Consider the following 20,069-nt stretch of genomic DNA (forward strand, 5'->3'; position numbering starts at 1 on the left):
GTGGGGGTCGAAGAACTGGGAACGGACGCCGAGGGCAACGCCAAGGCGACGGTGAAGCCCGGCAAGAAGGAAAGCGTCTTCCACCGGCTGTACGTCGGCACCGGTGCGTTCGACGTCGTCGGCAAGCGCAAGCGCTGGTACATCTTCTTCTCGGCGCTGGTGCTGGTGTGCCTCGCCTCGATGATCTTCCGCGGCTTCAACCTCGGCATCGAGTTCGAGGGCGGCACGCAGATCCAGATGCCCGCCGACGGCATCCACGGCGTGATCACCGAGGAGCAGGCGAAGGAGTCGTTCCAGAAGGCTCTCGGCCGCCCGGCCGCGGAGGCGCAGAAGGTCGGCACCGGCAACGCGGCGACCATCCAGATCCGCACCGACACGCTGAACGCGGCCGACGTCGCCAAGCTCAAGCAGGGCCTGTTCACCGACCTGGGCCCGAAGGGCACCAACGGCCAGCCCAGCGTCCAGGCCATCAGCGACAGCGCGGTGAGCGCGTCCTGGGGTGGCGAGATCTCGCAGAAGGCGCTGATCGCGCTCGGCGTGTTCCTCGTCGCGGTGGTCATCTTCCTGGCGGTCTACTTCGACGGCCGGATGGCCCTGGCGGCGCTGATCTCGCTGCTGCACGACATCCTGGTCACCGCGGGTGTGTACTCGCTGGTCGGCTTCGAGGTCACCCCGGCGACCGTGATCGGCCTGCTGACCATCCTCGGGTTCTCGCTGTACGACACGGTGGTGGTGTTCGACAAGGTCCGCGAGAACACGCGCGGCCTGCTCGGGCTGACCCGCCGCACGTACGGCGAAGCGGCGAACCTCGCGCTGAACCAGACCCTGATGCGGTCGTTCAACACGGCGTTCATCGCGCTGCTGCCGATCCTCGGCCTGCTCATCGTCGGGTACGTGCTGCTCGGCTCGGGCACGCTGCAGGACCTGGCGCTGGTGCAGCTCACCGGTACCCTCGTCGGCGTCCTGTCGTCGGTCGCCCTGGCGACGCCGCTGCTGGTCGACTTCAAGATGCGCGACCCGAAGTACGCGCAGCAGGCCGAGCGGGTCCGCCAGCGCCGGGCCAGCCAGGAGCGCAAGGCGGCGGGCGAGGACTTCGACGCCTCGGACGACGACGCGCTGGCCAAGGAACTGCGCAAGGAGAAGGCGTACGCGGCCGCGGCCAGCGTCCCCGCCCGGATCCAGAAGCAGCGCCCGGCCGGGAAGCGGAAGCGCTGACGTGCAGCTCGACGACGCCCTCGGCCTGATCGCCGAGGTGCCGGACTTTCCCGAGCCCGGCGTGCTGTTCCGCGACCTGAGCCCGCTCTTCGCGGACGCGGGTGCGTTCAAGGCGGTGACCGACGCGCTGGCGGAAACGCTGGCGCCCGGTGTCGAGGCGCTCGCGGGTGTGGAAGCCCGCGGGTTCCTCCTCGCCGCGGCCGTCGGGTACGCCCGCGGCCTCGGCGTGGTGCTGATCCGCAAGCCGGGCAAGCTGCCGGCGGTGGCGGGCCGCGTCGACTACGCCCTGGAGTACGGCACGGCGACGGTCGAGCTCCCGGCCGGCGTGGTCCGCCCGGGCCAGCGCATCGCGATCCTCGACGACGTCCTGGCGACCGGCGGCACGGTCGCGGCCACCGGCAAGCTCCTGGAGGACGCGGGCGCGGTGGTCGACAGCGTCTCGGTGGTCCTGGAACTGGCCGCCCTGGGCGGCCGCCAGGTCCTCGGCGACCGCAAGGTCCACGCTCTCCAAACCTGCTGAATGCCGCTCGCCGAGCGCGGTAGCCGGTTCCCAACGCCGCGAATGACTCATTCGGGACCTCGGACGTCCCGAATGAGTCATTCGCGGCGCCGGGGACAGGCCGTCGGAGTGCGGGTGAAGGGGCTGGTCGCGGCGTCGGGGTCCCCCTGAACGGGCGCACCCGACAGGGCTGCGAGGCGCAACGGCTACCCTGGTGGTCCGAAGGCCGCACGAGCAGCAGGAGGTGCGGGTGAGCCAGGAGCTCGACGCCGCGGTGCCCGCGAAGCAGGGCGCCCAGCAGAACGGGCAGGCGGCGGCACAGCCCGCGCCGCCGAAGCCGAACGGCGCGGCGCCGAACCCGTCCGCCACCCGGCGGGTCCGGGCGCGCCTCGCCCGGCGGATCACCGCCCAGCGCGCCGCCCCGGTCAAGCAGGTCCTCGAACCCCTGGCCGTCATCCACCGCGAGCTGCACCCCAACGCCGACCTCGGCCTGCTCCAGCGCGCCTACGACGTCGCCGAGGAGCTCCACCGCAACCAGCGGCGCAAGTCCGGCGACCCGTACATCACCCACCCCCTCGCCGTCGCCACCATCCTCGCCGAGCTGGGCATGGACACCACCACGCTCGTCGCGGCCCTGCTGCACGACACGGTCGAGGACACCGGCTACGCCGTCGAGAGCCTGAAGGCCGACTTCGGCGAGAAGGTCGCCGAGCTCGTCGACGGCGTCACGAAACTGGACAAGGTGCAGCTCGGCTCGTCCGCCGAGGCCGAGACCATCCGCAAGATGGTCATCGCGATGGCCAAGGACCCCCGGGTGCTGGTCATCAAGCTCGCCGACCGGCTGCACAACATGCGCACCATGCGCTTCCTGCCGCCCGAGAAGCAGGCCCGCAAGGCCCGCGAGACCCTCGAAGTCCTCGCACCGCTGGCCCACCGCCTCGGCATGGCCACGGTCAAGTGGGAGCTGGAGGACCTCGCGTTCGCCATCCTGCAGCCGAAGAAGTACGACGAGATCGTCCGCCTGGTCGCCGACCGCGCCCCCTCGCGCGACATCTACCTGCGCTCGGTCATCACCGACCTGACCAGCAACCTCGTCTCGTCACGCATCACCGCGAAGGTCGAGGGCCGGCCGAAGCACTACTACTCGATCCACCAGAAGATGATCGTCCGCGGCCGCGACCTGGACGACATCCACGACCTGGTCGGCGTCCGGATCCTGGTCGAGGACGTCCGCGACTGCTACGCCGCCATGGGTGTCGTGCACGCGCTGTGGCAGCCGGTGCCCGGCCGGTTCAAGGACTACATCGCGCAGCCCCGGTTCGGTGTCTACCAGTCGCTGCACACGACGGTGATCGGCCCGGACGGCAAGCCCCTCGAGGTGCAGATCCGCACCTACGAGATGCACCGCACGGCGGAGTACGGCATCGCCGCGCACTGGCGCTACAAGGAAACCAAGGGCACGCACACCGGCAACGCGATGGACGTCGACGAGATGGCGTGGATGCGCCAGCTCCTCGACTGGCAGCGCGAGGCCGCGGACCCGGGCGACTTCCTCGAATCCCTGCGCTACGAGCTGGCCGCGCGCGAGATCTTCGTCTTCACGCCCAAGGGCGACGTCATCACGCTCCCGGTCGACTCGACGCCGGTCGACTTCGCCTACGCCGTGCACACCGAGGTCGGCCACCGCTGCATCGGCGCCCGCGTCAACGGCCGCCTGGTGGCGCTGGAACGCAAGCTGGAAAACGGCGAAGTCGTCGAGATCTTCACGTCGAAGGCGGAGAACGCCGGGCCTTCGCGCGACTGGCTGCAGTTCGCCGGCTCGCCGAAGGCCCGCGCCAAGATCCGGCAGTGGTTCGCCAAGGAACGCCGCGACGAGGCGATCGAGGGCGGCAAGGAAGCCATCACCAAGGAGATCCGCAAGGTCGGCCTGCCGATCCAGCGGCTGGTCTCCGCCGAGTCCATGGGCGCGGTGGCCACCGAGCTGCGCCACGCCGACATCTCGTCGCTGTACGCGGCGGTCGGCGAGGGCCACACGAGCGCGAAGCACGTCGTCCAGCGGCTGGTGGCGCTGATCGGCGGGGTCGACGCGGCGGAGGAGGAGCTCGCCGAGCGCGCGACGCCGTCCACGGTGACCCGGCGCCGCGGCTCCAACGACGTCGGCGTGGTGGTCAAGGGCGCCAGCGACGTCTGGGCGAAGCTCGCCCGCTGCTGCACCCCGGTGCCGGGCGACGAGATCCTCGGCTTCGTGACCCGCGGCGGCGGTGTTTCGGTGCACCGCACCGACTGCACGAACGCGGGTGACCTGCAGTCCCAGCCCGAGCGGCTGGTCGAGGTCGAGTGGGCGCCCTCGGCGTCGTCGGTGTTCCTGGTGGCCATCCAGGTCGAGGCGCTCGACCGGCACCGCCTGCTGTCGGACGTCACCAAGGTGCTGGCCGACGAGAAGGTCAACATCCTCTCCGCGTCGGTGACCACGTCCCGGGACCGGGTCGCGGTCAGCCGCTTCTCGTTCGAGATGGGCGACCCCAAGCACCTCGGTCACGTCCTCAAGGTGGTCCGCGGCGTGGAGGGCGTCTACGACGTCTACCGCGTGACGTCGGCTTCCTGAGGCTGCCACGACCCGTCGACGGCGATGCCCGCGGCCGCGGCGATGCGGTCGCGGGACTCGAGCAGCCGCGTGCGCAGGGCCGGCAGGTCCAGGCCGAGCAGCCGGCCGTGGCGCTTGACCGCCTTTCCGGCCACGAAGACGCTGTCGACCAGGCCGGGATGGCCGGCGGTGACGAGCGTGCCGGCGACGTCGCCGACGGGGAAGACCGCGGGGTCCTCGGCGTCGAGCAGGATCAGGTCGGCGTCCTTGCCGACGGTGAGGCTGCCGGTCCGGGCACCGAGCCCGCACGCCCGCGCACCGTCCACCGTGGCGAAGCCGAGGAGATCCCGTGGCGTGACCGCCCGGTCCACCGCGAGGGCCGTGCGCATGGCGCCGAACATGTCCCCACCGGCCGACGGGCAGTCGTCGATCGACAGCGACGTGCGGAGCCCGGCGGCCAGCGCCCGGCCGGTGACCGGCGGGGCGAAACCCATCTTCAGCTCGACGTCCGGGCTGACCGACACCGAGCCACCCGCGTCGGCGAGCATCGCCAGCTGGTCGTCGGAGAGACCGTTGCCGTGCACGACGGTCGTGCGGTCGTCGAGCAGGCCGCGCGCGTGCATCCCGGCGATCGGCCGGTCGCCCCGCGGCCAGCCGGCGGTGCCGTGGACGTGCATGCTCACCGGTAGCCCGAGTTCCCGCGCCAGCGCGACATCCGCGGCGGTCTCGTCCATCGTGGACATCACGGGTCCGCGCAGCCCCAGCGCCATCTCGTCGCCGGGCAGCAGCGCCCGCACCCGCCGGATCTCCGGCTCGATGTCCGGGCCCGCGGCGCCGTAGCAGAAGATCGAGCGGCCGGGGGCGTCCCGCAGGCCCTGGATCGCGGCGTCGGCGTTCTCGGGCCGGTCGGCGCGGTGGAACCAGTCGAGCAGGGTCGTGACGCCCGAGTTCAGCGCTTCGATCCGGCCGAGCAGGTTGCCGAGGTGGACGTCTTCGGGGCGGTAGTGCGGCCCGAGCGTGCCGTGCATGGCGACGCGGTACTGGCCGAACGTCCAGCCGGCGCCGATGCCGCGGAACGCGGTCTGCCAGGTGTGCCGGTGGGTGTCCACGAAGCCGGGCAGCACGATCTTGCCCGCGGCGTCGACGACTTCGGCCCCGGCCGCGTCGAGGTCCGGGCCGACCGCGGCGATCCGGCCGTCTTCGATGAGCACGTCACCGCGGGGCAGGTCGCCGATCGCCGGATCCATGCTGACCACCAGGCCGCCGCGCACGAGTGTCTTCACGAGTGTCCTCCCAGGAGTTGATACGTCAACTCTAACTTAGACTCGACCCATGGCGGACATGAGCCCCGAGGACTGGGCCTTCTGGGAAACCTGGATGCGCGCGCACCGCCTGCTGGCCGGCGAACTCGACCGCGGCCTGCAACGCGACTGCGGCATCTCGAAGGCGGAGTTCAGCGTGCTGAGGACGTTGCGGCACCCGATGCGCGTCGGCGAGCTCGCCGACGAACTCGCCTGGGAGAAGAGCCGGGTGGCGCACCTGCTGACCCGCATGGAGAAGCGCGGCCTGGTGACCCGCACCGAGGCCGGGGCGGGCGGCCGGCGCACCGGGATCGAGCTGACCGCCGAGGGCCACCGCCTGGCCGCCCGCGCCACCCGGGCCCACGGCGCGAACGTCCGGCAGCACGTCCTCGACCGGCTCACCCCGGACCAGGCCGCGGCCATCCAGTCCTGGAGCGAGGAGCTGATCGAGCGCGTCGGGCAGGTCTAGAAGAGCGCCGCGACCAGTGCGCCCAGCGGGGGCACCGCCTGCGCGAGGGCGCCACCCCGGCCCGCCCCGCGCGGGCGGCTCAACGCGAGCACGTCCGACACTCCGAGGGCGACCCCGGCCAGCAGCATGAACCCGCAGCAGTAGAGCACCAGCGCGCGCCCGGCGTCGACGTGCCCGGTGTGCACGGGTGGCCGGCAGGTTCGCCGCCGGGATCCTGAAGATGCCCTCGTGCACGCCCGGCCGCTCGAACAGCAGCACCTCCCAGGTGAACGCGAGCAGGTGGACCAGCACCGCCAGCCCGGCGAAGACCTGCGCGACGGCGTTCACGGCACGAGCTCGATCCCGTGCTGCCCGGCGATCTCCGGGATGCGGTCCGGCGTCGCCCGGTCGACGGCGCGGAAGAAGCGGCCCAGGCCGTCGGTCGGGCACACCGCGAGGAACTGCGCCGACGGCGTGTGCACCGTGAAGGTGTTGGCCGCGCCCGCCGGAATGCTGATCGACGCCCCGGGGCCGAGGTCGTGGAGTTCGCCGTCCACGTACACCGTGATGCGCCCGTGCAGGACGTAGAAGCTCTTCGCCCAGGGCTCGGTGTGCGGCGGGACCGACGGCCCGCGCGGCGCGTCGACCTCGAACACCTCGTAGGCGCCGCCGGTGTGCTCCGCGCCGACCTTGACGGTGATCCGCGCGTCCTTCGTGTCGAGTTCCGGGCCTTCGCCCGGTGCGCTGAAGTGGGTCATGCCGACGATGCTGGGACACACCGGCGGGGCGGGCCATCCCGGAAAAGCGGGATACCCGGCGCGTCCCGGGCGGCGCATACTGCGTCCATGTGGGACGGCCGGGCGCAGGCGGTGCGGCGGGACGTCGCCGCGCTCGCCTCCGCGGGCCTCGGCGTCGCCGAGCTGCACGCCGCCGCCATCGAGCTGGTCGACCGGGTGGTGCCCGCCGAGCTGACGTGCTGGGCGTCGCTCGATCCGGACACCGCGGTGATCAGCTCGATGACCAGCGGCCGGGCCCGCATCCCCGGCGAGTACGAGCCTCTGCTGGCGACGTATGAGTACGACGGCGCTCAGCCGCACACCTTTGCCGAGCTGGCACGGCTGCTTGCGGGGGTTTCGGGTGGCGAAGCCCCCGGCCCGGGGCGGAGCCCCGGATGTTACAGCGGCCGGTGCCCGTGGCGCGCCTGTCCGACCTGCCGCGCCGCGCCGCCGAGCGCAGCGGCCGGCTCGCCGAGGTCTGGCGGCCGCTGGGGCTCGGTCACGAACTGCGCGTCGTCTTCCGGGTCGACGGCACGTCGTGGGGCGCGGCCGGCCTGGTGCGGCGCGGCGAGTTCAGCGACCGCGAGGTCGAGTTCCTGACGTCGGTCGCGCCGGCGCTGGCGGCGGCGACGCGGGTGGCCACGCGCGCCCGCGCGACGCCGGCGCGGGCCGAACCGGCGATCGTGGTCGTCGGGCCGGACGGCGGGCAGCGGGCGGCCACCGCGGCGGCCGCGGCCTGGCGCGCCGAACTCGACGAGATCGCCCCAGGCCGGTTCGCCGTCCTGGTGCGCGCGGTGGTGACCGGGGCCCGCGCGGCGACGACCGGGACGTTCCGCGCCCGGGTGCGCGACGCCCACGGCGGGTGGATCGTGGTGCACGCCAGCCGGTTGGTGGCGGGGGAGGACGACGGCGAGACGGTCGTGACCGTCGACCGCGCCTCGGGTGCCGAGCTGCTGGGCGTGCTGCTCGCCGCGTACGGCCTGACCGTCCGGGAGCGCGACGTCTGCCGCGAGGTGCTGGCCGGACTGTCCACAACGGACATCGCGGCCCGGCTGGCGATCTCGGCCCACACGGTGCAGGACCACCTCAAGTCGGTGTTCGGCAAGGTGGGCGTCCGCAGCCGTGGGGAACTGACCGCGAAGCTGCTGTCCTGACCATTCCCGCCGGAAACCGTCGAACGACGATTTCGGCATTGGTGCCCGAAATGCGGTGCCGCCGCCCGCACCTGCATGATACCTTCCGCAAATTGCGGGCGGTGGGGACAAAGGGGGCGGCATGGCCGACGACACCACGCGTTACCTCTGTGCGGCGTCCTACCTCGATCCCGCCTACAGCAGGCGGGCCATCACCGAGTTCCTCGTCGAGCCCACCCGCCCGGTCCCGCCGTCGCCGGGCCTCGACGCCGGCCGCGTGCTCACCGAGGCGGTGCGCGCCCGGGCCCGCCGCAAGAACTACGACGGCCTGCTGGTGGTGCTGATGATCGTGGTCATCGGGCTGCTGTGGGACAACCCGCTGCTCTACGGCTGGATCGTGCTGTCGCTGCTGCTCGTCGCCGCGCGGGCGGGGAAGAGCGCCTACGCGCTGGAGAAGACGCTCAACCCGAAGACGCTGGTCGTGCTCGGCGTCGCGATCGTCGTGGCGTGGCTGCTGCTGTCCTATTCGGACGAAATCTTCGACTCGGGCAGCAGCCGGTACTCCTCGCGTTACTACCAGGACGTCGAGTTCGGGGACTCGTCCGGCGGCGACACCGCCCGGACCGTCATCGGCATCGTGCTCGCGGTGGTCGTGTGCGTGGCGGTGACGATCGAGCGGTGGTCCCTGTGGAACCTGCTGACGACGCGCTTCAAGCGGTTCGCCGGAGCCACCGGCGGCGGCAGCCTCACCGGGCTGCTCACCGAGGACTTCCGCGGTCAGCTCGCCCGCTACCAGGGCAGCACCGGAACCGACGGGGCGCCGGGCGCGCCGCTGGTGGTCTACCGCGGGTACAACCCGTTCGTGGGCGCCGGATTCCGCCGTGACGCGTGGTCCATGGCGATCCCGCTGGAGCGGGTCGAAGACGCCGAAGGCCGGCCGGAGCTCACCACCGAAGCCCTCTACGACGGGATCCGCGCGGCGATCGCGGACCTCCGCCACGCCAGTGCGTTGTCGCCGGACCACCGGCTCGGCGGGCTGACGGTGACCGAGGCGGTGTTCACCCCGGCCACCGAGCTCGTCGACCACCTCGGCGAGCCGGAAGCCGCCGCCTACCTGCCGGACCTCGAGCACCCGCCGCACACCCGGCTCGGCGCGGCCGACGTCGCCCGGCTGCGCACGGAGCCGAAGGAGTGGGCGCGCTACTACCTGTCGTTCCAGGTGGAGACCTGGGACCGGGACCTGGTGCTCACCACGTTCCTGCACGTCGCGGTGGACGACACGACGCTGTACGTCGAGTGGACGCCGTACATGCTGCCGCCGATCCGGGCCGAGTACCGCGTGGTGGACAAGATGCGGCCGGACTCGCTGCGCCCGCTCGGCCAGGGCCTGCTGGCCTGGCTGGAGATGCCGGCGAGCCTGCCGGGCCGGATCCTGAACCTCGCGTCGTGGATCCGGCAGCCCAAGCGCGAGCCCGGCGTCGTGGACCCGGACCGCTACGGTGCCGCGAGCTCGTTGCGCGAACTCGCTTCGGTGAACCTGTTCGCCGACTACTTCCAGCTCGTCGACATCACGCGCTACGAGAAGATCATCGAAAGCCGCCTCCTCCCGGCGATCGGCAAGCTCCTCGAAGACGCGGGCTTCTCGACGGCGAAGTTCGAAGAGCAGGCCTCGGTCGTGATCAACAACGACATCACCATCCGCGGTGACAACCGCGGGCCGATCACCCAGACCGGGGTGCGCACCCCGCGCCCCCGCCCGCCCGCGAACCCCGGCCGCCCGGCCAGGACGGAGACCTGATGGGCCACCGCATTTCGAACAAGGTCAGCATCGGCGGCGACAACTCGGGCAAGATCACCCAGACCGGCATCGAAGCCGGCGGCGCGGAAGAGGCGGTCTCGTCGCTGGCCTCCCTGGTGGAGCGACTGGCGACCGAGGTGCGCGGCGGCGGGCTGGCCAAGCAGGAGATCCTGGAGGACACGCTCACCGACCTGGCCGCCGACCTGCGCGCGGGCGACGCCGCGGAGCCGGCGGTGGTGCGCAGCCGGTGGGAGAAGGTCAAGGGGCTGCTGGGCGGGGTGGCGCAGTTTTCGGAGCTGGTCGCGAAGATCTCCGACCAGGTGCAGAAGATCTTCGGCTAGCGGAGACCGTCCTCGCCGGACGGGAGCCCGCTGGCTATACCTTGCTCGCCACCACAGTGTAGTTCTCGGCATCGAGGCTGAACGTGCTGAGTTCCGTCCGGAGCCCGACCCGGTACAACTCGACTTCGAGTTCTTCGTACCGGTAGGGCCAGCTCGACAGCAGTTCCGAGCGGGCGCGAACCGACCCAGCCGGATCCACTTCCGCGATCGCGATCTCGATGTGGTGCTCGTCTTCCCAGTTCGGCGCAATGTCCCAGCGGTAGACCACGACGGCATCGCGCCCGTTCCGGCGGACGAGCCGGTCACCGATGTCCAGCCGGGAACCCCTGGCCCGCACGAGTTCCCAAGTGCGGGAGGTGAGGACCAAGCGCCCGCCACGGCGCAGAAGCCGTGCCATCGACTCGAGAGCGGCAACTCTGCCGCGCGCGCCCTTGGCGTGGTGCAGCGAGTTGCCAACGCAGAAGACCACGTCGAAGGTGTCGTCATCGAAATGGTCGGGCAACTCTTGCCAGTCCGCCTGCATTGTCCGGACGGATGCTTTGAACTCCTCGGACAATTCCGCAGTCCGGCGAACCATCGCTTCGCTGGCGTCAGTGGCGACAACGTGCATGCCGAGACCGGCGAGGCCGACGGCCAACTGCCCGGTCCCGCACGAACAATCGAGGACGTGAGCGTTCGGCGGCAGGAGACCGAGGACGTCCTCGAACGACGCGGCGAACTCGGCCGGAGCCAGCTTTGCCTCTGAGATGAGCCACTCGTACACCTCGGCAAGCGCGTCATAGCCACTCACAACCACTACCTCCCTCACGCGGCAGGCTCACGGTGGCCATCAGTACATCAGCGGAGCGAGCCGGTCACCAATGGTTTTCGCGAGGGCAACGCGGACGTGCCGGGTGCGGGGGAACCGTTAGAGGAACTTCCGCAGCAGGGCGTTGACCTCGTCCGGCCGTTCCATCGACGGCAGGTGCCCGGTGTCCGCCAGCTCGGCCAACTCCGCCCGGGGCAACGACTCCGCCAGGTGGGCCGACAGCTCCACCAGGCCCGGCGCGTCCGACGTCCCGATCACCACCAGGGCCGGCGTGGTGATCTCCGCCAGCCGGTGCCGGGTGTCCGGGATCCGCTCCGTCCACTGTGGAGCAGTCCAGTCGTGCCGGTACACCTGCTCGCACATTTCCCGCACCAGCGCCACCATTTCCGGTGGCAGGACCGAGATGTCCCGGCCCGGCCCCGCGACCATGTAGCGGATGTTGGCCTCCGCCATGGCCCGGACGTCTGCCGGGTCGACGTCGGCGTCCCGCGCCTGGTAGCGGGCGAGGCGGTCGCCCGGGAAGAGCTCCTCGGTCAGCCGGGCGAGGTCCGCCTGCATGTGGTCCGGCCAGGTGTGCCCGGTCAGGCCCGAGCCGAGCAGCACCAGCCGGGTGATCCGCTCCGGCGCGGCGAGGGCGGCGTCCAGCGCGCACGCCCCGCCCATCGAGGCCCCGACCAGCGCGGCCTGCTCGATCCCCCGGGCATCGAGCAGGGCCAGCAGGTCCTCGTAGTGGGCGTGCTCGCCGGCCTCGCCGCGGGTTTCCCCGAACCCGCGGCGGTCGTAGCGGATCACCCGGTGGGTGGCGGCGAGCTCGGTGAACTGCGCGTCCCACATCCGGCGGTCGCCGATCGCGGCGTGCAGCAGCACGACGGCGGGCCCCTCTCCCGCTTCGTCGTAGCCGAACGCCGTCCCGCCCACCTCGATCGTCGCCATGGCCCCGAATCTGCCACACGACCGCGTCACACACCGCCGGTTTCGCTGAGGGCGAGAAGCTAGGGTGCGGTGCATGACCGACGGATTCGACCTGACGCGCGACGGTGAAGTCGCCCGCCTGACGCTGACCCGGCCGGAGAAGATGAACGCCATCACCTACGGCATGTGGGCGGCCATCCCGGACGTCGTCGCCGAGGTGGAGGCCGACCCGGCGCTCAAGGCGCTGGTGATCGCCGGGGCTGGCCGGCACTTCTCGGCCGGCGCCGACATCAGCGAGTTCGGGGAGCTGCGCACCACGGCGGAAGGTGCGGCGAGCTACGACAAGGCCGTCGAAGGCGCGGTCGCCGCCCTCACCGCGATGCGCAAGCCGTCGATCGCGATGATCCGGGGCAACTGCATCGGCGGCGGCTGCCAGGTCTCGGTCGCCTGCGACTTCCGGTTCGCCGCCGAGGGCGCGCGGTTCGGCATCACCCCGGCGAAGCTCGGCATCGTCTACCACTTCGACTCGACCCGCCAGCTCGTCTCGCTCGTCGGCCCGGCGCACGCCAAGTACTTCCTCCTCTCCGGCGAGCTGATCACCGCCGTCCGCGCCCGCGAAATCGGCCTGCTCAACGACGTCTTCCCGGCCGGTGACCTCGAAGCCTCGACGCTGGCGTTCGCCGAAACGCTGTGCTCGCGCTCCCAGGCGTCCGTCCGCGGGATGAACCGGATCATCGAAAAGATCGTCGCCGGGCAGGAGACCTCCGACGCCGAGGTCGAGGAGATCCGGTCGGAAGCCCTGCACGGCGAGGACTACGCGGAGGGCGTCGCCGCGTTCCTCGAGCGGCGCCCGCCGCGGTTCACCTTCCGCTGACCTCGAAGTCCAGGTAGGCGTGGAAGTGCTCGGCGACGACGTCGGTGACGCCGGCGGGGTCGAGCTTGCCGTCGATCTCGATGACGCGGATGCCGAGGTCCCGCGCCGCCCGCACGGCGTGCGCGGCGAGCATCCGGTCGCGCGTCAGCCGGGTGCGCTGCTCCGGGATCGCGGGCCCGTCGGGCCGGTGCCGGAGCTGGTGCTGGCGGAACAGCTCGGTCGGCACCAGCACCACCATCCGGCCGGGGGAGTCCACGAGCGGGGCGACGAGCTCCGGCCGCAGCCCCCGGCCCTCGGCGACGATCGGCCGCGGCGAGGTCAGCGCGCGCAGGTCGTCGACGGCGCAGCGGAAGCGGTGGCCGAACTCGGCCATCATCGCGGTCAGCTGGTCACCGACCGGGAGGTCGTCCGGCAGCGGGTCGCCGGGCCGGGCCCGGTCGTCGTGGTGGTAGGTCGTCAGGCCGTGCCGCTCGGCCAGCAGCCGCGCGACGGTGGACTTCCCGGTCCACGGAGCGCCGCCGATCCACAGCGCCTGCCCGAGGGTGCCGAACGGATCCCAGGTCATGAGACGACTATTGCGGGACCGGCGGCCCGATGGCCAGTGTTCCGGCGCCGGTTGATCCGTTCAGCGCAGGGTGACCCGGCACGCACGCCCCGGCGTCAGGTCCGGTCGCCCTCACCGTCGACGACGAGCACCGTGGAGGCGTCCGCGAAGTCCGGTTCCGGGCCGATCCGGAAGTGGAACCGCGAGCCGGGCCGGACGGCGGCGATCACCTGCGTTTCGGCCGTGTCGAGCACGATGATGGCGAGCTCGGTGGTCTTCGGCTCCGGGCGGAACACGACGTCCGGACGCGGTTCGGGGACCACGATCGGGAGCGGCAGGGTGCCGCTGACCGAGCCGGAGCCGAAGTCCTCTTCGTCGCGCTCCGGCGGCTCGAACGGGGCCGGCGGGAGCAGCTGCGGTCGGCGCCGCCACCAGAGCCCGGCGAGCAGGCCGGTCAGCAGGCCGCCGGTGCCGCTGACGACCGACGCCAGCCCGACGCCGAGCCCGGACGGCTCCTCGGCCACCGCAGGCGGCCCGGCCGGTGCGGCGGGCACGGGCGCCGGCAACGGGCCGAACCGCACGCCCGGTTCCGGCGCGGCGTCGTCGGGCAGCTGGAGCACCTGACCGGGCTCGATCGCGGCGGGGTCGGTGAACGGGGTGCCGTCCGGCCGCGGCCGCCCCTGGTTCAGCCGGAAGATCTCCGGGAAGCGCCGCCCGTCGCCGAGCGCGCGCTCGGCGATCTTGAACAGCGTGATCTCCTCGGGGTTGTCGGCGTGCGGCACGATGAAGTACTTGACCGGAGGCGGCGGATCGGCTTGCGCGAGCGCGGGACCGCCGGCGAGCACGGCGAAGAGGACACCGGCGCAGCCGGCCTGCCCGGCCCGCCCGAGGACGCGGCGAACCGCGGGAACCCGGTTTACGACCATCGTCGGCACCTCTCCCCGGCGACCCGCTGGGGTCTCCGGTGTCGCCCTCTACACGGGGCGGGTGCGGACGCGGTTCAGATCTTGTCCCACGGCACGGTCGCGTACGCCTCGGCGAACAGGGCCACGGCGCGGTCTGCCGGCGGCAGCACGAGGTCGTCGACGGCCGTGACCGCACGTCCGGGCGTCTCGGAGTTCGTCAGGACCATCGCGTCGAATCCGCGCAGGTCGGCGGGCCGGACTTCGCGCGTCTCCTGCGGGACCCCGAGCCGACGCAAGGCTTCCCGCTGGACCAGCATCGTGATCCCCGGCAGCACCGCGCCGTCCGGCCAGACGACGGTGCCGCCGGCGAGGAACGCCGCGTTCCAGATCGACGCCTCGCTGATCCGCCCCGCGGGGTCGACGAACAGGGCGTCGTCGAAGCCCGCCAGGCGGGCTTGCCGGGCTTCGTGGATCAGGCCGAACGTGCCGAGGTGCTTGACCTGCGGCAGATCGCGTTGGTACCGCACGGTCCGCAGGCGCAGCGGCGCCGGATCGGGCTCGTGCGGCGGCCCGGTCCGGACCAGGATGTCCGGCGTCATCGGCTCGTCGAACGACCGGGTGAGCACGACGACCCGGACCGAGAGCGCGGGGTCGTCCGCGATCGCCTGCCGGACGTGGGAGCGCACCAGGTCGGTGTCGAGATCGGTGCCGAACAGCAGCCGCGTGCTCGCGGCGAGCCGCTCGAGGTGGAACGCGAGCCCGCGGACCCGCCCGTCCCGGACCTGCATCGCGGTGAAGTGGCCGTAGGAGACCGATCCCGCGAGTGCGGCGTCCGGGCCGAGCGGATCCCCGTTCAGCTCGAAGCGGGGCGGCACTAGGAAACGGTGACGCCCGTGAACTTCACCTGCTTGGTCGGCGCACCGGTGCCGTCCTGCGGGTTCGGGTTCGCGATGCCGGCCTTCGCCACCGCGTCGAGCACCTTCAGGCCCTCGTCGCTGATGCTGCCGAACACCGAGTAGTCCGCCGGGAGGCCGTCGGCGCTGCCGTAGACCATGAAGAACTGGCTGCCGCCGGAGTTCGGGGCCTGCGTCTTCGCCATCGCCAGGATGCCGCGGCCGTACTTGATCTCCGGGAACGCCTCATCCGGCATCGTGTAGCCCGGGCCGCCCTGGCCGTCGGTCGTCGGGTCGCCGGTGGCCGCCGGGTCACCGCACTGCAGCATCTGCAGGCCTTCGGTGCCGAGCCGGTGGCACATCGTGCCGTCGTAGAAGTTCTGCTTGGCCAGGCTGATGAAGCTCTGCACCGCGCAGGGGGCGAGCGCGCGGTCGAGCGTCAGCGGGATGTCGCCCGCGGTGCTCTTGAGCGTCACGTTCACCGTGCCGGTCGACGGGACGTTCTTGCCGTCCGGCGGGTTCACCTTCTTCGGCGCCTTGCCCGTCGCGTCGGCCTTGAAGTCGCACGACGTCGGGTTCGGCAGCGGCGTCGCCCGCTTGGGCAGCGCGGTGCGCTGCGTCGGGATCTGGATTTCGGTCGGCGGCGGGGCGGCCGAGGACGACGCGGCGGTGTCGGTGCTGTCGCCGCTGTTCGCGCTCACGATCCACACCACGACACCGGCGACGACGAGGACGGCCACGCCGACCACACCAGCCCCGATCATCCGGCGTCGCTTCTGCTGCTCCAATCGGCGCTCGAGCTGCCGCTCGAGCTTGCGCTTCGCAGCTTCGCGGCGCTGCTGGTTGGTCGCCACCCCGTACCCTCCAGGTTTCCGCTCGTCTCACACGTTTGAGGTAGCGGCAGTGTATGGGCACAGCCTGTGAGGACCATGTACAGGGCCCGCTAGTCTCAACCCGATCGTGATCGGCGCCATCCGGCGCGGAAGTCCGGGGAGGCGTTCGGTGCTCGTCGTCGGGTTCGGCAGCGGCCCGCTGCAGGCCAACTGCTACCTGCTGGCGGCGGCCGCCGGCGGGCCGTGCGTGGTCGTGGATCCGGGCCAGGAGGTGGCCGCGCCGCTGGCCGCCGCGCTCGACGAACACGGCCTGGTCCCGGCCGCGTTGCTGGCCACCCACGGGCACCCGGACCACGTCGCCTCGGCGGCCGCGCTGTCGGCCGAGCACGGCGTCCCGCTGCACCTGCACGCGGAGGACGCCGCGCTGTACGAAGGGGAAAGCGTGCCTCTTTCGCCGGGCGTGTTCGCCGGCCTGGACGTCGACGTCCGGCACGTGCCGGGCCACACCCCGGGATCGGTGGTGCTGGGCCTGGCGACGCCCGAGGGCGGCCGGCTCGCCCTGACCGGGGACACGCTGTTCGCCGGCTCGGTCGGCCGCGGGGACGTGACCACGGCGCTGCGGGACCTGCTGGCGGCGTTCCCGGACGAGACAGTGGTGCTGCCGGGCCACGGCCCGGCGACGACGATCGGCCGGGAACGCGCGGGCAACCCGTTCCTCGCCGGGACGGGGGCGGGACGGTGACCGAACGCATCGCGCTGTTCGAGGAGGACCCGCGCGGCCGGCGTCGCCGCGGGATCTCGGGCCTGATCGGGGTGGTGATCGTCGCCGCGGCGTTCGGCGGGATCGCCGGCCTGATCGGCGGCACGGTGACCGGCCTGGTCGTCGCGCTGGTGATCGCCCTGCCGCTGCTGTACGTGATGGCGGTCAGCATCCGGCGCCGCGTCTGGCTGGAGGGCTCGACGCTGATCGTGCGCACCTGGGGCCTGCGCCGTGTCGACTTGACGACCGCGACCCGGCTCGACCTCGTCGTCGGCGACGTCCGGGGCAGCCGCACGGTGAGCCTGCTGGTCAACGCCGGCCAGCGCGGCAAGGTGGCGAAGGTCGACCTCGCCGTGTTCTCCGGGACGGGCGGGCGCGAGCTGGGCATCGTGCCGCTGCGGAAACTGGCGAACGCGCTGATGAACAACACCGAGGCCAACGGTCTCGTGTTCGGCGAGCTGCTGGTCGCGGAGCTGAAGGCCGAGGCGCGCGGGTCCGGCGTGGCGGAGCGCCCGCTCTACCGGCTGGCGTCGGTGGCGCCGTCGGGCAAGTACGTGCAGCGGTTCACGATGGAAGCCGTCAGCCGCTTCGTGGCGACGCTGGACTGACGGCGTCGTCCCAAGGTGTTACGCCTGGGACGGAACGGCTTTCGTGGTGCTGCTGAGGTGCCCGGCGGGCTCGCGAGAGGCGATCAGCGCGGCCAGGACGGTGGTCACCGGGACGGCCGCGACGATGCCCACGCTGCCGGCGAGCGTCCGGATGATCTCCTGCGCGATGTCCTCGCTGCCGAGCAGCGCGCCGAGCCCCACGCCGGAGATCGACGAGTACAGCAGCACCGGCAGCGCGGCCCCGGCGTAGGCCATCACGAGGGTGTTGACCGCCGAGCCGACGTGGTCGCGGCCGATCCGCAGGCCGGAGTGGTAGAGCTCGCGCCAGGTCAGGTCCGGGTTGGCCCGGCGGAGTTCCCAGACGGCGCTGGTCTGGGTGACGGTGACGTCGTCGAGCACACCCAGGGCGCCGATCACGACGCCGGCGAGCAGCAGCCCGCGCGCGTCGATGCCGTGGCCGAGCGAGCCGATGAGCGTCGAGGTGCTGTCGTCGAGCCCGGTCAGCGAGGCGGCGGCGGAGAAGATGGCGGACAGCACGCCGATGAGGGCGAGGCTGACGAGCGTCCCGAGCACGGCGGCGGACGTCCGAGCGGAGAGGCCGTGCGTCAGGTAGAGCGCGATGAACATGATGGCCCCGGCCCCGGCGATGGCCACGACCAGGGGATTCTCGCCGGCGAGGATGGCCGGGAGGATGAAGAGCGCGATGACGACGAAGGACAGCCCGAGCGCCACGAGCGCGGCGACGCCTTGCCACCGCCCGAGCACGAGCACGGCGACGGCGAAGAGGGCGGCGAGGACGAGCAGCGGCGTGCCGCGCTGGAAGTCGACGAGCTGGAAACTGGCGGGATCGTTCGAGTTCCCGCCGTTGTAGGCGAGCACGACGGCGTCCCCGGCGGCGAAGCGCGGGGTGCTGGGCTCGATCGGGACGGTGAGGCGCAGCGGTTTCCCGTCGGCGGGGCCGTCGGTCATGGTGAGGTCGACGGTCAGGCAGGGTTTCGCGTTCGGGTCGGTCTGGTCGCCGACCTGCACCTGCCCCTGGGCGAGGCAGGGGCCGGTGGCGGTGGTCCGGATGTCGGCGTGCACGGGGGTGCCCTGCGGGACGACGCTGGTCGGGGAGGCCTTGCCCCAGGGGTAGAGGACGACCATGCCGACGACGGTGGCGAGGGCCAGCGGGGCGAGCAGCCAGATCAGGAGGAGCTTGACGCGCCGGGAGGCGGGGGCGGCGGGGCCGTGCCCATGGCCGTGACCGTGGCCGTGTCCGGCGTGCGCGGCTTCGGTTTCGGCGGGGGCTTTGCGCCGGGGACGGGCGCTGGTTCCGGTGGCGCGCTGCGGTCCGGTGTCCCCGCGGCGGCGCCGGGGTTCGGCCTGGCCGTTTTCGGCCGGCACTCGCAGCGATCCGGTGGCCCGCTGCGGCCCGGTGTCGGCTCGCTTGTCCGCGGCCGGAACCCGCTGCGGTCCCGTGTCCGTGCGGCGGCGCGCCGGATCCGCCGCGCGGCGGGCAGCCTCGGCGGACGTGCGGCGGGCTGGTTTCCGGGACGTTCCGGACGTGCCGCGGGCCGGGGAAGGGGACACCTCGTCCGTGATCCGGCGAATCGGGCCGGTTGCGTCGTCGTCCAGGTCGGGGCGGTCCACCCGCACATCCTGACAGCGGGATTCCGCACCCCGCGCGAGGGGCCGCCGACGGCCCGGTTCGTCCCGAAGCGCCGATCCCGCGTGACTGGAGGGTCAGCTCGCGTGATTGGAGGGTCATCACGCGTGATTGGCGGGTCGACACGAAGTTCAGCCGTAGGCCTGGCGGACGTGGACGCGGCGGTAGGCCGACGGCGGGGTGTCGAAGTGGTCCAGGAAGGCTTGGCGCAACGTCTCCGTCGAGCCGAAGCCGCAGCGGCGGGCGATCGTCGCGAGCGGGAGGTCCGTTCCGGACAGGAGCCGGGCTGCGTGCTCGGTGCGGATCGTGCGGACGTACCGGCCCGGGGTCGTGCCCAGGTGGGCGTCGAACAGCCTGGTCAGCTGGCGCGTGCTGATCCCCGCCCGGGCCGCCAGGGCGGGCGTGCCCAGGTCGGCGTCCAGGTGCTCCGCGATGTACGCCGTGAGGTCGCGGACCTCCCGGTGCTCCGGCGGCGGGCCGGCCAGGAAGAGGCTCACCTGGGCCTGGTTGCCCGGCCGCTGCAGGTACGTCACCAGCGCGCGGGCCGCCTCACGGGCCAGCGACGGGCCGTGGTCGGCCTCCACCAGCGACAGCGTCAGGTCCAGCCCGCTCGTCACACCCGCCGCCGTGTAGACGTTGCCGTGGCGGACGTACAGCGGCACCGGGTCCACCGTCACCGACGGGTAGTCCCTGGCCAGGCGCGCCGCGTAGCGCCAGTGCGTCGTCGCGCGGCGGCCGTTGAGCAGGCCCGCCGCCGCGAGCACCTCCGCGCCCGTGCACACCGAGGCCACCCGGCGGCTGGAGCGGGCGAGCCGCCGGACGTGGGCCAGGACGCGCTCGTCGGCCGCCGCGGCCGTGCTGCCCCAACCGCCCGCGACGACCAGCGTGTCGAGGTCGCCGGCGACCTGGTCGAGCCGCAGGTGCGGCTGCAGCGTCAGCCCGGAGCCGGTGGTGATGCCGTGGCCGTCGACCGAAGCCAGCTGCAGCTCGTACGGTGGCCGCGCGCCGAGCCGGTTCGCCGCGTCGAACACATCGGCGGGGCAGGCGATGTCCAGCAGCTCGGCGTCGGCGTAACCGACGATCGCGACCCGTCTGGGTGAGCCTGGCATGACCGAACGCTAGCAGCCGGACCGGCGCTCGGACGTGGTTCGCAGGAATTCGGACATCCGCGCCGCCCGCCGATCGCCCG

The 20,069-nt window shown here is 72.4% G+C and carries 22 protein-coding genes; 10 read left to right on the plus strand and 12 right to left on the minus strand.

What is annotated here, in order from left to right; translation table 11 throughout:
- The 3 genes from secF (at position 1) to H5965_RS15340 (ending at position 4,319) form a co-directional block, all read left to right on the plus strand.
- Positions 1-1,215, plus strand: a complete 1,215-nt coding sequence (secF, locus tag H5965_RS15330; RefSeq protein ID WP_310970433.1) for a protein translocase subunit SecF — start codon at positions 1-3, stop codon at positions 1,213-1,215.
- Between the two features lies 1 nt (position 1,216).
- Positions 1,217-1,735 carry an adenine phosphoribosyltransferase gene (locus H5965_RS15335; RefSeq protein WP_310970435.1) on the plus strand — a complete coding sequence of 173 codons (519 nt, stop codon included), beginning with the start codon at positions 1,217-1,219 and terminating at the stop codon, positions 1,733-1,735.
- A gap of 229 nt (positions 1,736-1,964) precedes the next feature.
- A complete protein-coding gene (locus tag H5965_RS15340; RefSeq protein ID WP_176177440.1) occupies positions 1,965-4,319 on the plus strand; it encodes a bifunctional (p)ppGpp synthetase/guanosine-3',5'-bis(diphosphate) 3'-pyrophosphohydrolase in 2,355 nt (784 codons plus the stop codon).
- On the opposite strand, the gene H5965_RS15345 is transcribed toward H5965_RS15340, so the two are convergent.
- Positions 4,295-5,581, minus strand: a complete 1,287-nt coding sequence (locus H5965_RS15345) for an amidohydrolase family protein (RefSeq protein WP_310970437.1) — start codon at positions 5,579-5,581, stop codon at positions 4,295-4,297. The genes H5965_RS15340 and H5965_RS15345 overlap by 25 nt on opposite strands.
- A gap of 49 nt (positions 5,582-5,630) precedes the next feature.
- On the opposite strand from H5965_RS15345, the gene H5965_RS15350 reads away from it, so the two are divergent.
- Positions 5,631-6,068, plus strand: a complete 438-nt coding sequence (locus H5965_RS15350) for a MarR family winged helix-turn-helix transcriptional regulator (protein ID WP_310970438.1) — start codon at positions 5,631-5,633, stop codon at positions 6,066-6,068.
- Here the strand turns inward: H5965_RS15350 and H5965_RS15355 are convergent.
- The 3 genes from H5965_RS15355 to H5965_RS15365 form a co-directional block, all read right to left on the minus strand.
- The gene (locus H5965_RS15355; RefSeq protein ID WP_310970439.1) at positions 6,065-6,253 is read right to left on the minus strand and encodes a DUF1304 family protein; all 189 of its coding nucleotides are present in this window, start codon (positions 6,251-6,253) and stop codon (positions 6,065-6,067) included. The genes H5965_RS15350 and H5965_RS15355 overlap by 4 nt on opposite strands.
- Before the next feature lie 138 nt (positions 6,254-6,391).
- A complete protein-coding gene (locus tag H5965_RS15360) occupies positions 6,392-6,805 on the minus strand; it encodes a cupin domain-containing protein (RefSeq protein ID WP_310970440.1) in 414 nt (137 codons plus the stop codon).
- A complete protein-coding gene (locus tag H5965_RS15365) occupies positions 6,802-7,086 on the minus strand; it encodes a hypothetical protein (protein ID WP_310970442.1) in 285 nt (94 codons plus the stop codon). Before H5965_RS15365 ends, H5965_RS15360 begins: the two co-directional genes overlap by 4 nt.
- Before the next feature lie 132 nt (positions 7,087-7,218).
- Here H5965_RS15365 and H5965_RS15370 point away from each other — a divergent pair, with 132 nt between their 5' ends.
- The 3 genes from H5965_RS15370 (at position 7,219) to H5965_RS15380 (ending at position 10,095) form a co-directional block, all read left to right on the plus strand.
- Positions 7,219-7,977: a helix-turn-helix transcriptional regulator gene (locus H5965_RS15370; RefSeq protein ID WP_310970443.1), complete on the plus strand. Its 759-nt coding sequence runs from the start codon at positions 7,219-7,221 to the stop codon at positions 7,975-7,977.
- 121 nt (positions 7,978-8,098) lie between these two features.
- On the plus strand, positions 8,099-9,754 hold the full coding sequence (locus H5965_RS15375) for a hypothetical protein (protein WP_310970444.1): 1,656 nt from the start codon (positions 8,099-8,101) through the stop codon (positions 9,752-9,754).
- Positions 9,754-10,095: a hypothetical protein gene (locus tag H5965_RS15380; RefSeq protein WP_310970446.1), complete on the plus strand. Its 342-nt coding sequence runs from the start codon at positions 9,754-9,756 to the stop codon at positions 10,093-10,095. Before H5965_RS15375 ends, H5965_RS15380 begins: the two co-directional genes overlap by 1 nt.
- Before the next feature lie 34 nt (positions 10,096-10,129).
- Here H5965_RS15380 and H5965_RS15385 read toward each other — a convergent pair whose 3' ends face one another.
- Both H5965_RS15385 and H5965_RS15390 read right to left on the minus strand, forming a co-directional pair.
- On the minus strand, positions 10,130-10,885 hold the full coding sequence (locus H5965_RS15385) for a class I SAM-dependent methyltransferase (protein ID WP_310970447.1): 756 nt from the start codon (positions 10,883-10,885) through the stop codon (positions 10,130-10,132).
- A 117-nt stretch (positions 10,886-11,002) separates the two neighbouring features.
- Complete coding sequence (locus H5965_RS15390; RefSeq protein ID WP_310970449.1) at positions 11,003-11,836, minus strand: alpha/beta hydrolase; 834 nt, start codon at positions 11,834-11,836, stop codon at positions 11,003-11,005.
- A gap of 73 nt (positions 11,837-11,909) precedes the next feature.
- Here H5965_RS15390 and H5965_RS15395 point away from each other — a divergent pair, with 73 nt between their 5' ends.
- Positions 11,910-12,689 (plus strand): enoyl-CoA hydratase-related protein, encoded by a 780-nt coding sequence (locus tag H5965_RS15395; RefSeq protein WP_310970450.1) that lies wholly within the window; start codon positions 11,910-11,912, stop codon positions 12,687-12,689.
- Here H5965_RS15395 and H5965_RS15400 read toward each other — a convergent pair.
- The 4 genes from H5965_RS15400 to H5965_RS15415 form a co-directional block, all read right to left on the minus strand.
- Positions 12,676-13,254, minus strand: coding sequence for a hypothetical protein (locus H5965_RS15400; RefSeq protein ID WP_310970451.1), 579 nt, complete (start codon positions 13,252-13,254; stop codon positions 12,676-12,678). The genes H5965_RS15395 and H5965_RS15400 overlap by 14 nt on opposite strands.
- 95 nt (positions 13,255-13,349) lie before the next feature.
- The gene (locus H5965_RS15405; protein ID WP_310970452.1) at positions 13,350-14,159 is read right to left on the minus strand and encodes a hypothetical protein; all 810 of its coding nucleotides are present in this window, start codon (positions 14,157-14,159) and stop codon (positions 13,350-13,352) included.
- A gap of 74 nt (positions 14,160-14,233) precedes the next feature.
- A complete protein-coding gene (locus H5965_RS15410; protein ID WP_310970453.1) occupies positions 14,234-15,013 on the minus strand; it encodes an aminotransferase class IV family protein in 780 nt (259 codons plus the stop codon).
- Entirely contained in the window at positions 15,013-15,885 is an 873-nt protein-coding gene (locus H5965_RS15415; protein ID WP_310970455.1) for a peptidylprolyl isomerase, read from the minus strand. The genes H5965_RS15410 and H5965_RS15415 overlap by 1 nt, the downstream gene beginning before the upstream one ends.
- 148 nt (positions 15,886-16,033) lie before the next feature.
- Here H5965_RS15415 and H5965_RS15420 point away from each other — a divergent pair, with 148 nt between their 5' ends.
- Both H5965_RS15420 and H5965_RS15425 read left to right on the plus strand, forming a co-directional pair.
- The gene (locus H5965_RS15420; RefSeq protein WP_310970457.1) at positions 16,034-16,606 is read left to right on the plus strand and encodes an MBL fold metallo-hydrolase; all 573 of its coding nucleotides are present in this window, start codon (positions 16,034-16,036) and stop codon (positions 16,604-16,606) included.
- Positions 16,603-17,232 (plus strand): hypothetical protein, encoded by a 630-nt coding sequence (locus tag H5965_RS15425; protein ID WP_310970459.1) that lies wholly within the window; start codon positions 16,603-16,605, stop codon positions 17,230-17,232. The genes H5965_RS15420 and H5965_RS15425 overlap by 4 nt, the downstream gene beginning before the upstream one ends.
- Positions 17,233-17,250: 18 nt before the next feature.
- Here H5965_RS15425 and H5965_RS15430 read toward each other — a convergent pair whose 3' ends face one another.
- Positions 17,251-18,864 (minus strand): YibE/F family protein, encoded by a 1,614-nt coding sequence (locus H5965_RS15430; RefSeq protein WP_310970460.1) that lies wholly within the window; start codon positions 18,862-18,864, stop codon positions 17,251-17,253.
- Between the two features lie 147 nt (positions 18,865-19,011).
- Complete coding sequence (locus H5965_RS15435; RefSeq protein ID WP_310970461.1) at positions 19,012-19,989, minus strand: GlxA family transcriptional regulator; 978 nt, start codon at positions 19,987-19,989, stop codon at positions 19,012-19,014.
- Positions 19,990-20,069: the final 80 nt, after the last annotated feature.

The organism is Amycolatopsis sp. 505, from assembly GCF_031625235.1.
GTDB lineage: Bacteria > Actinomycetota > Actinomycetes > Mycobacteriales > Pseudonocardiaceae > Amycolatopsis.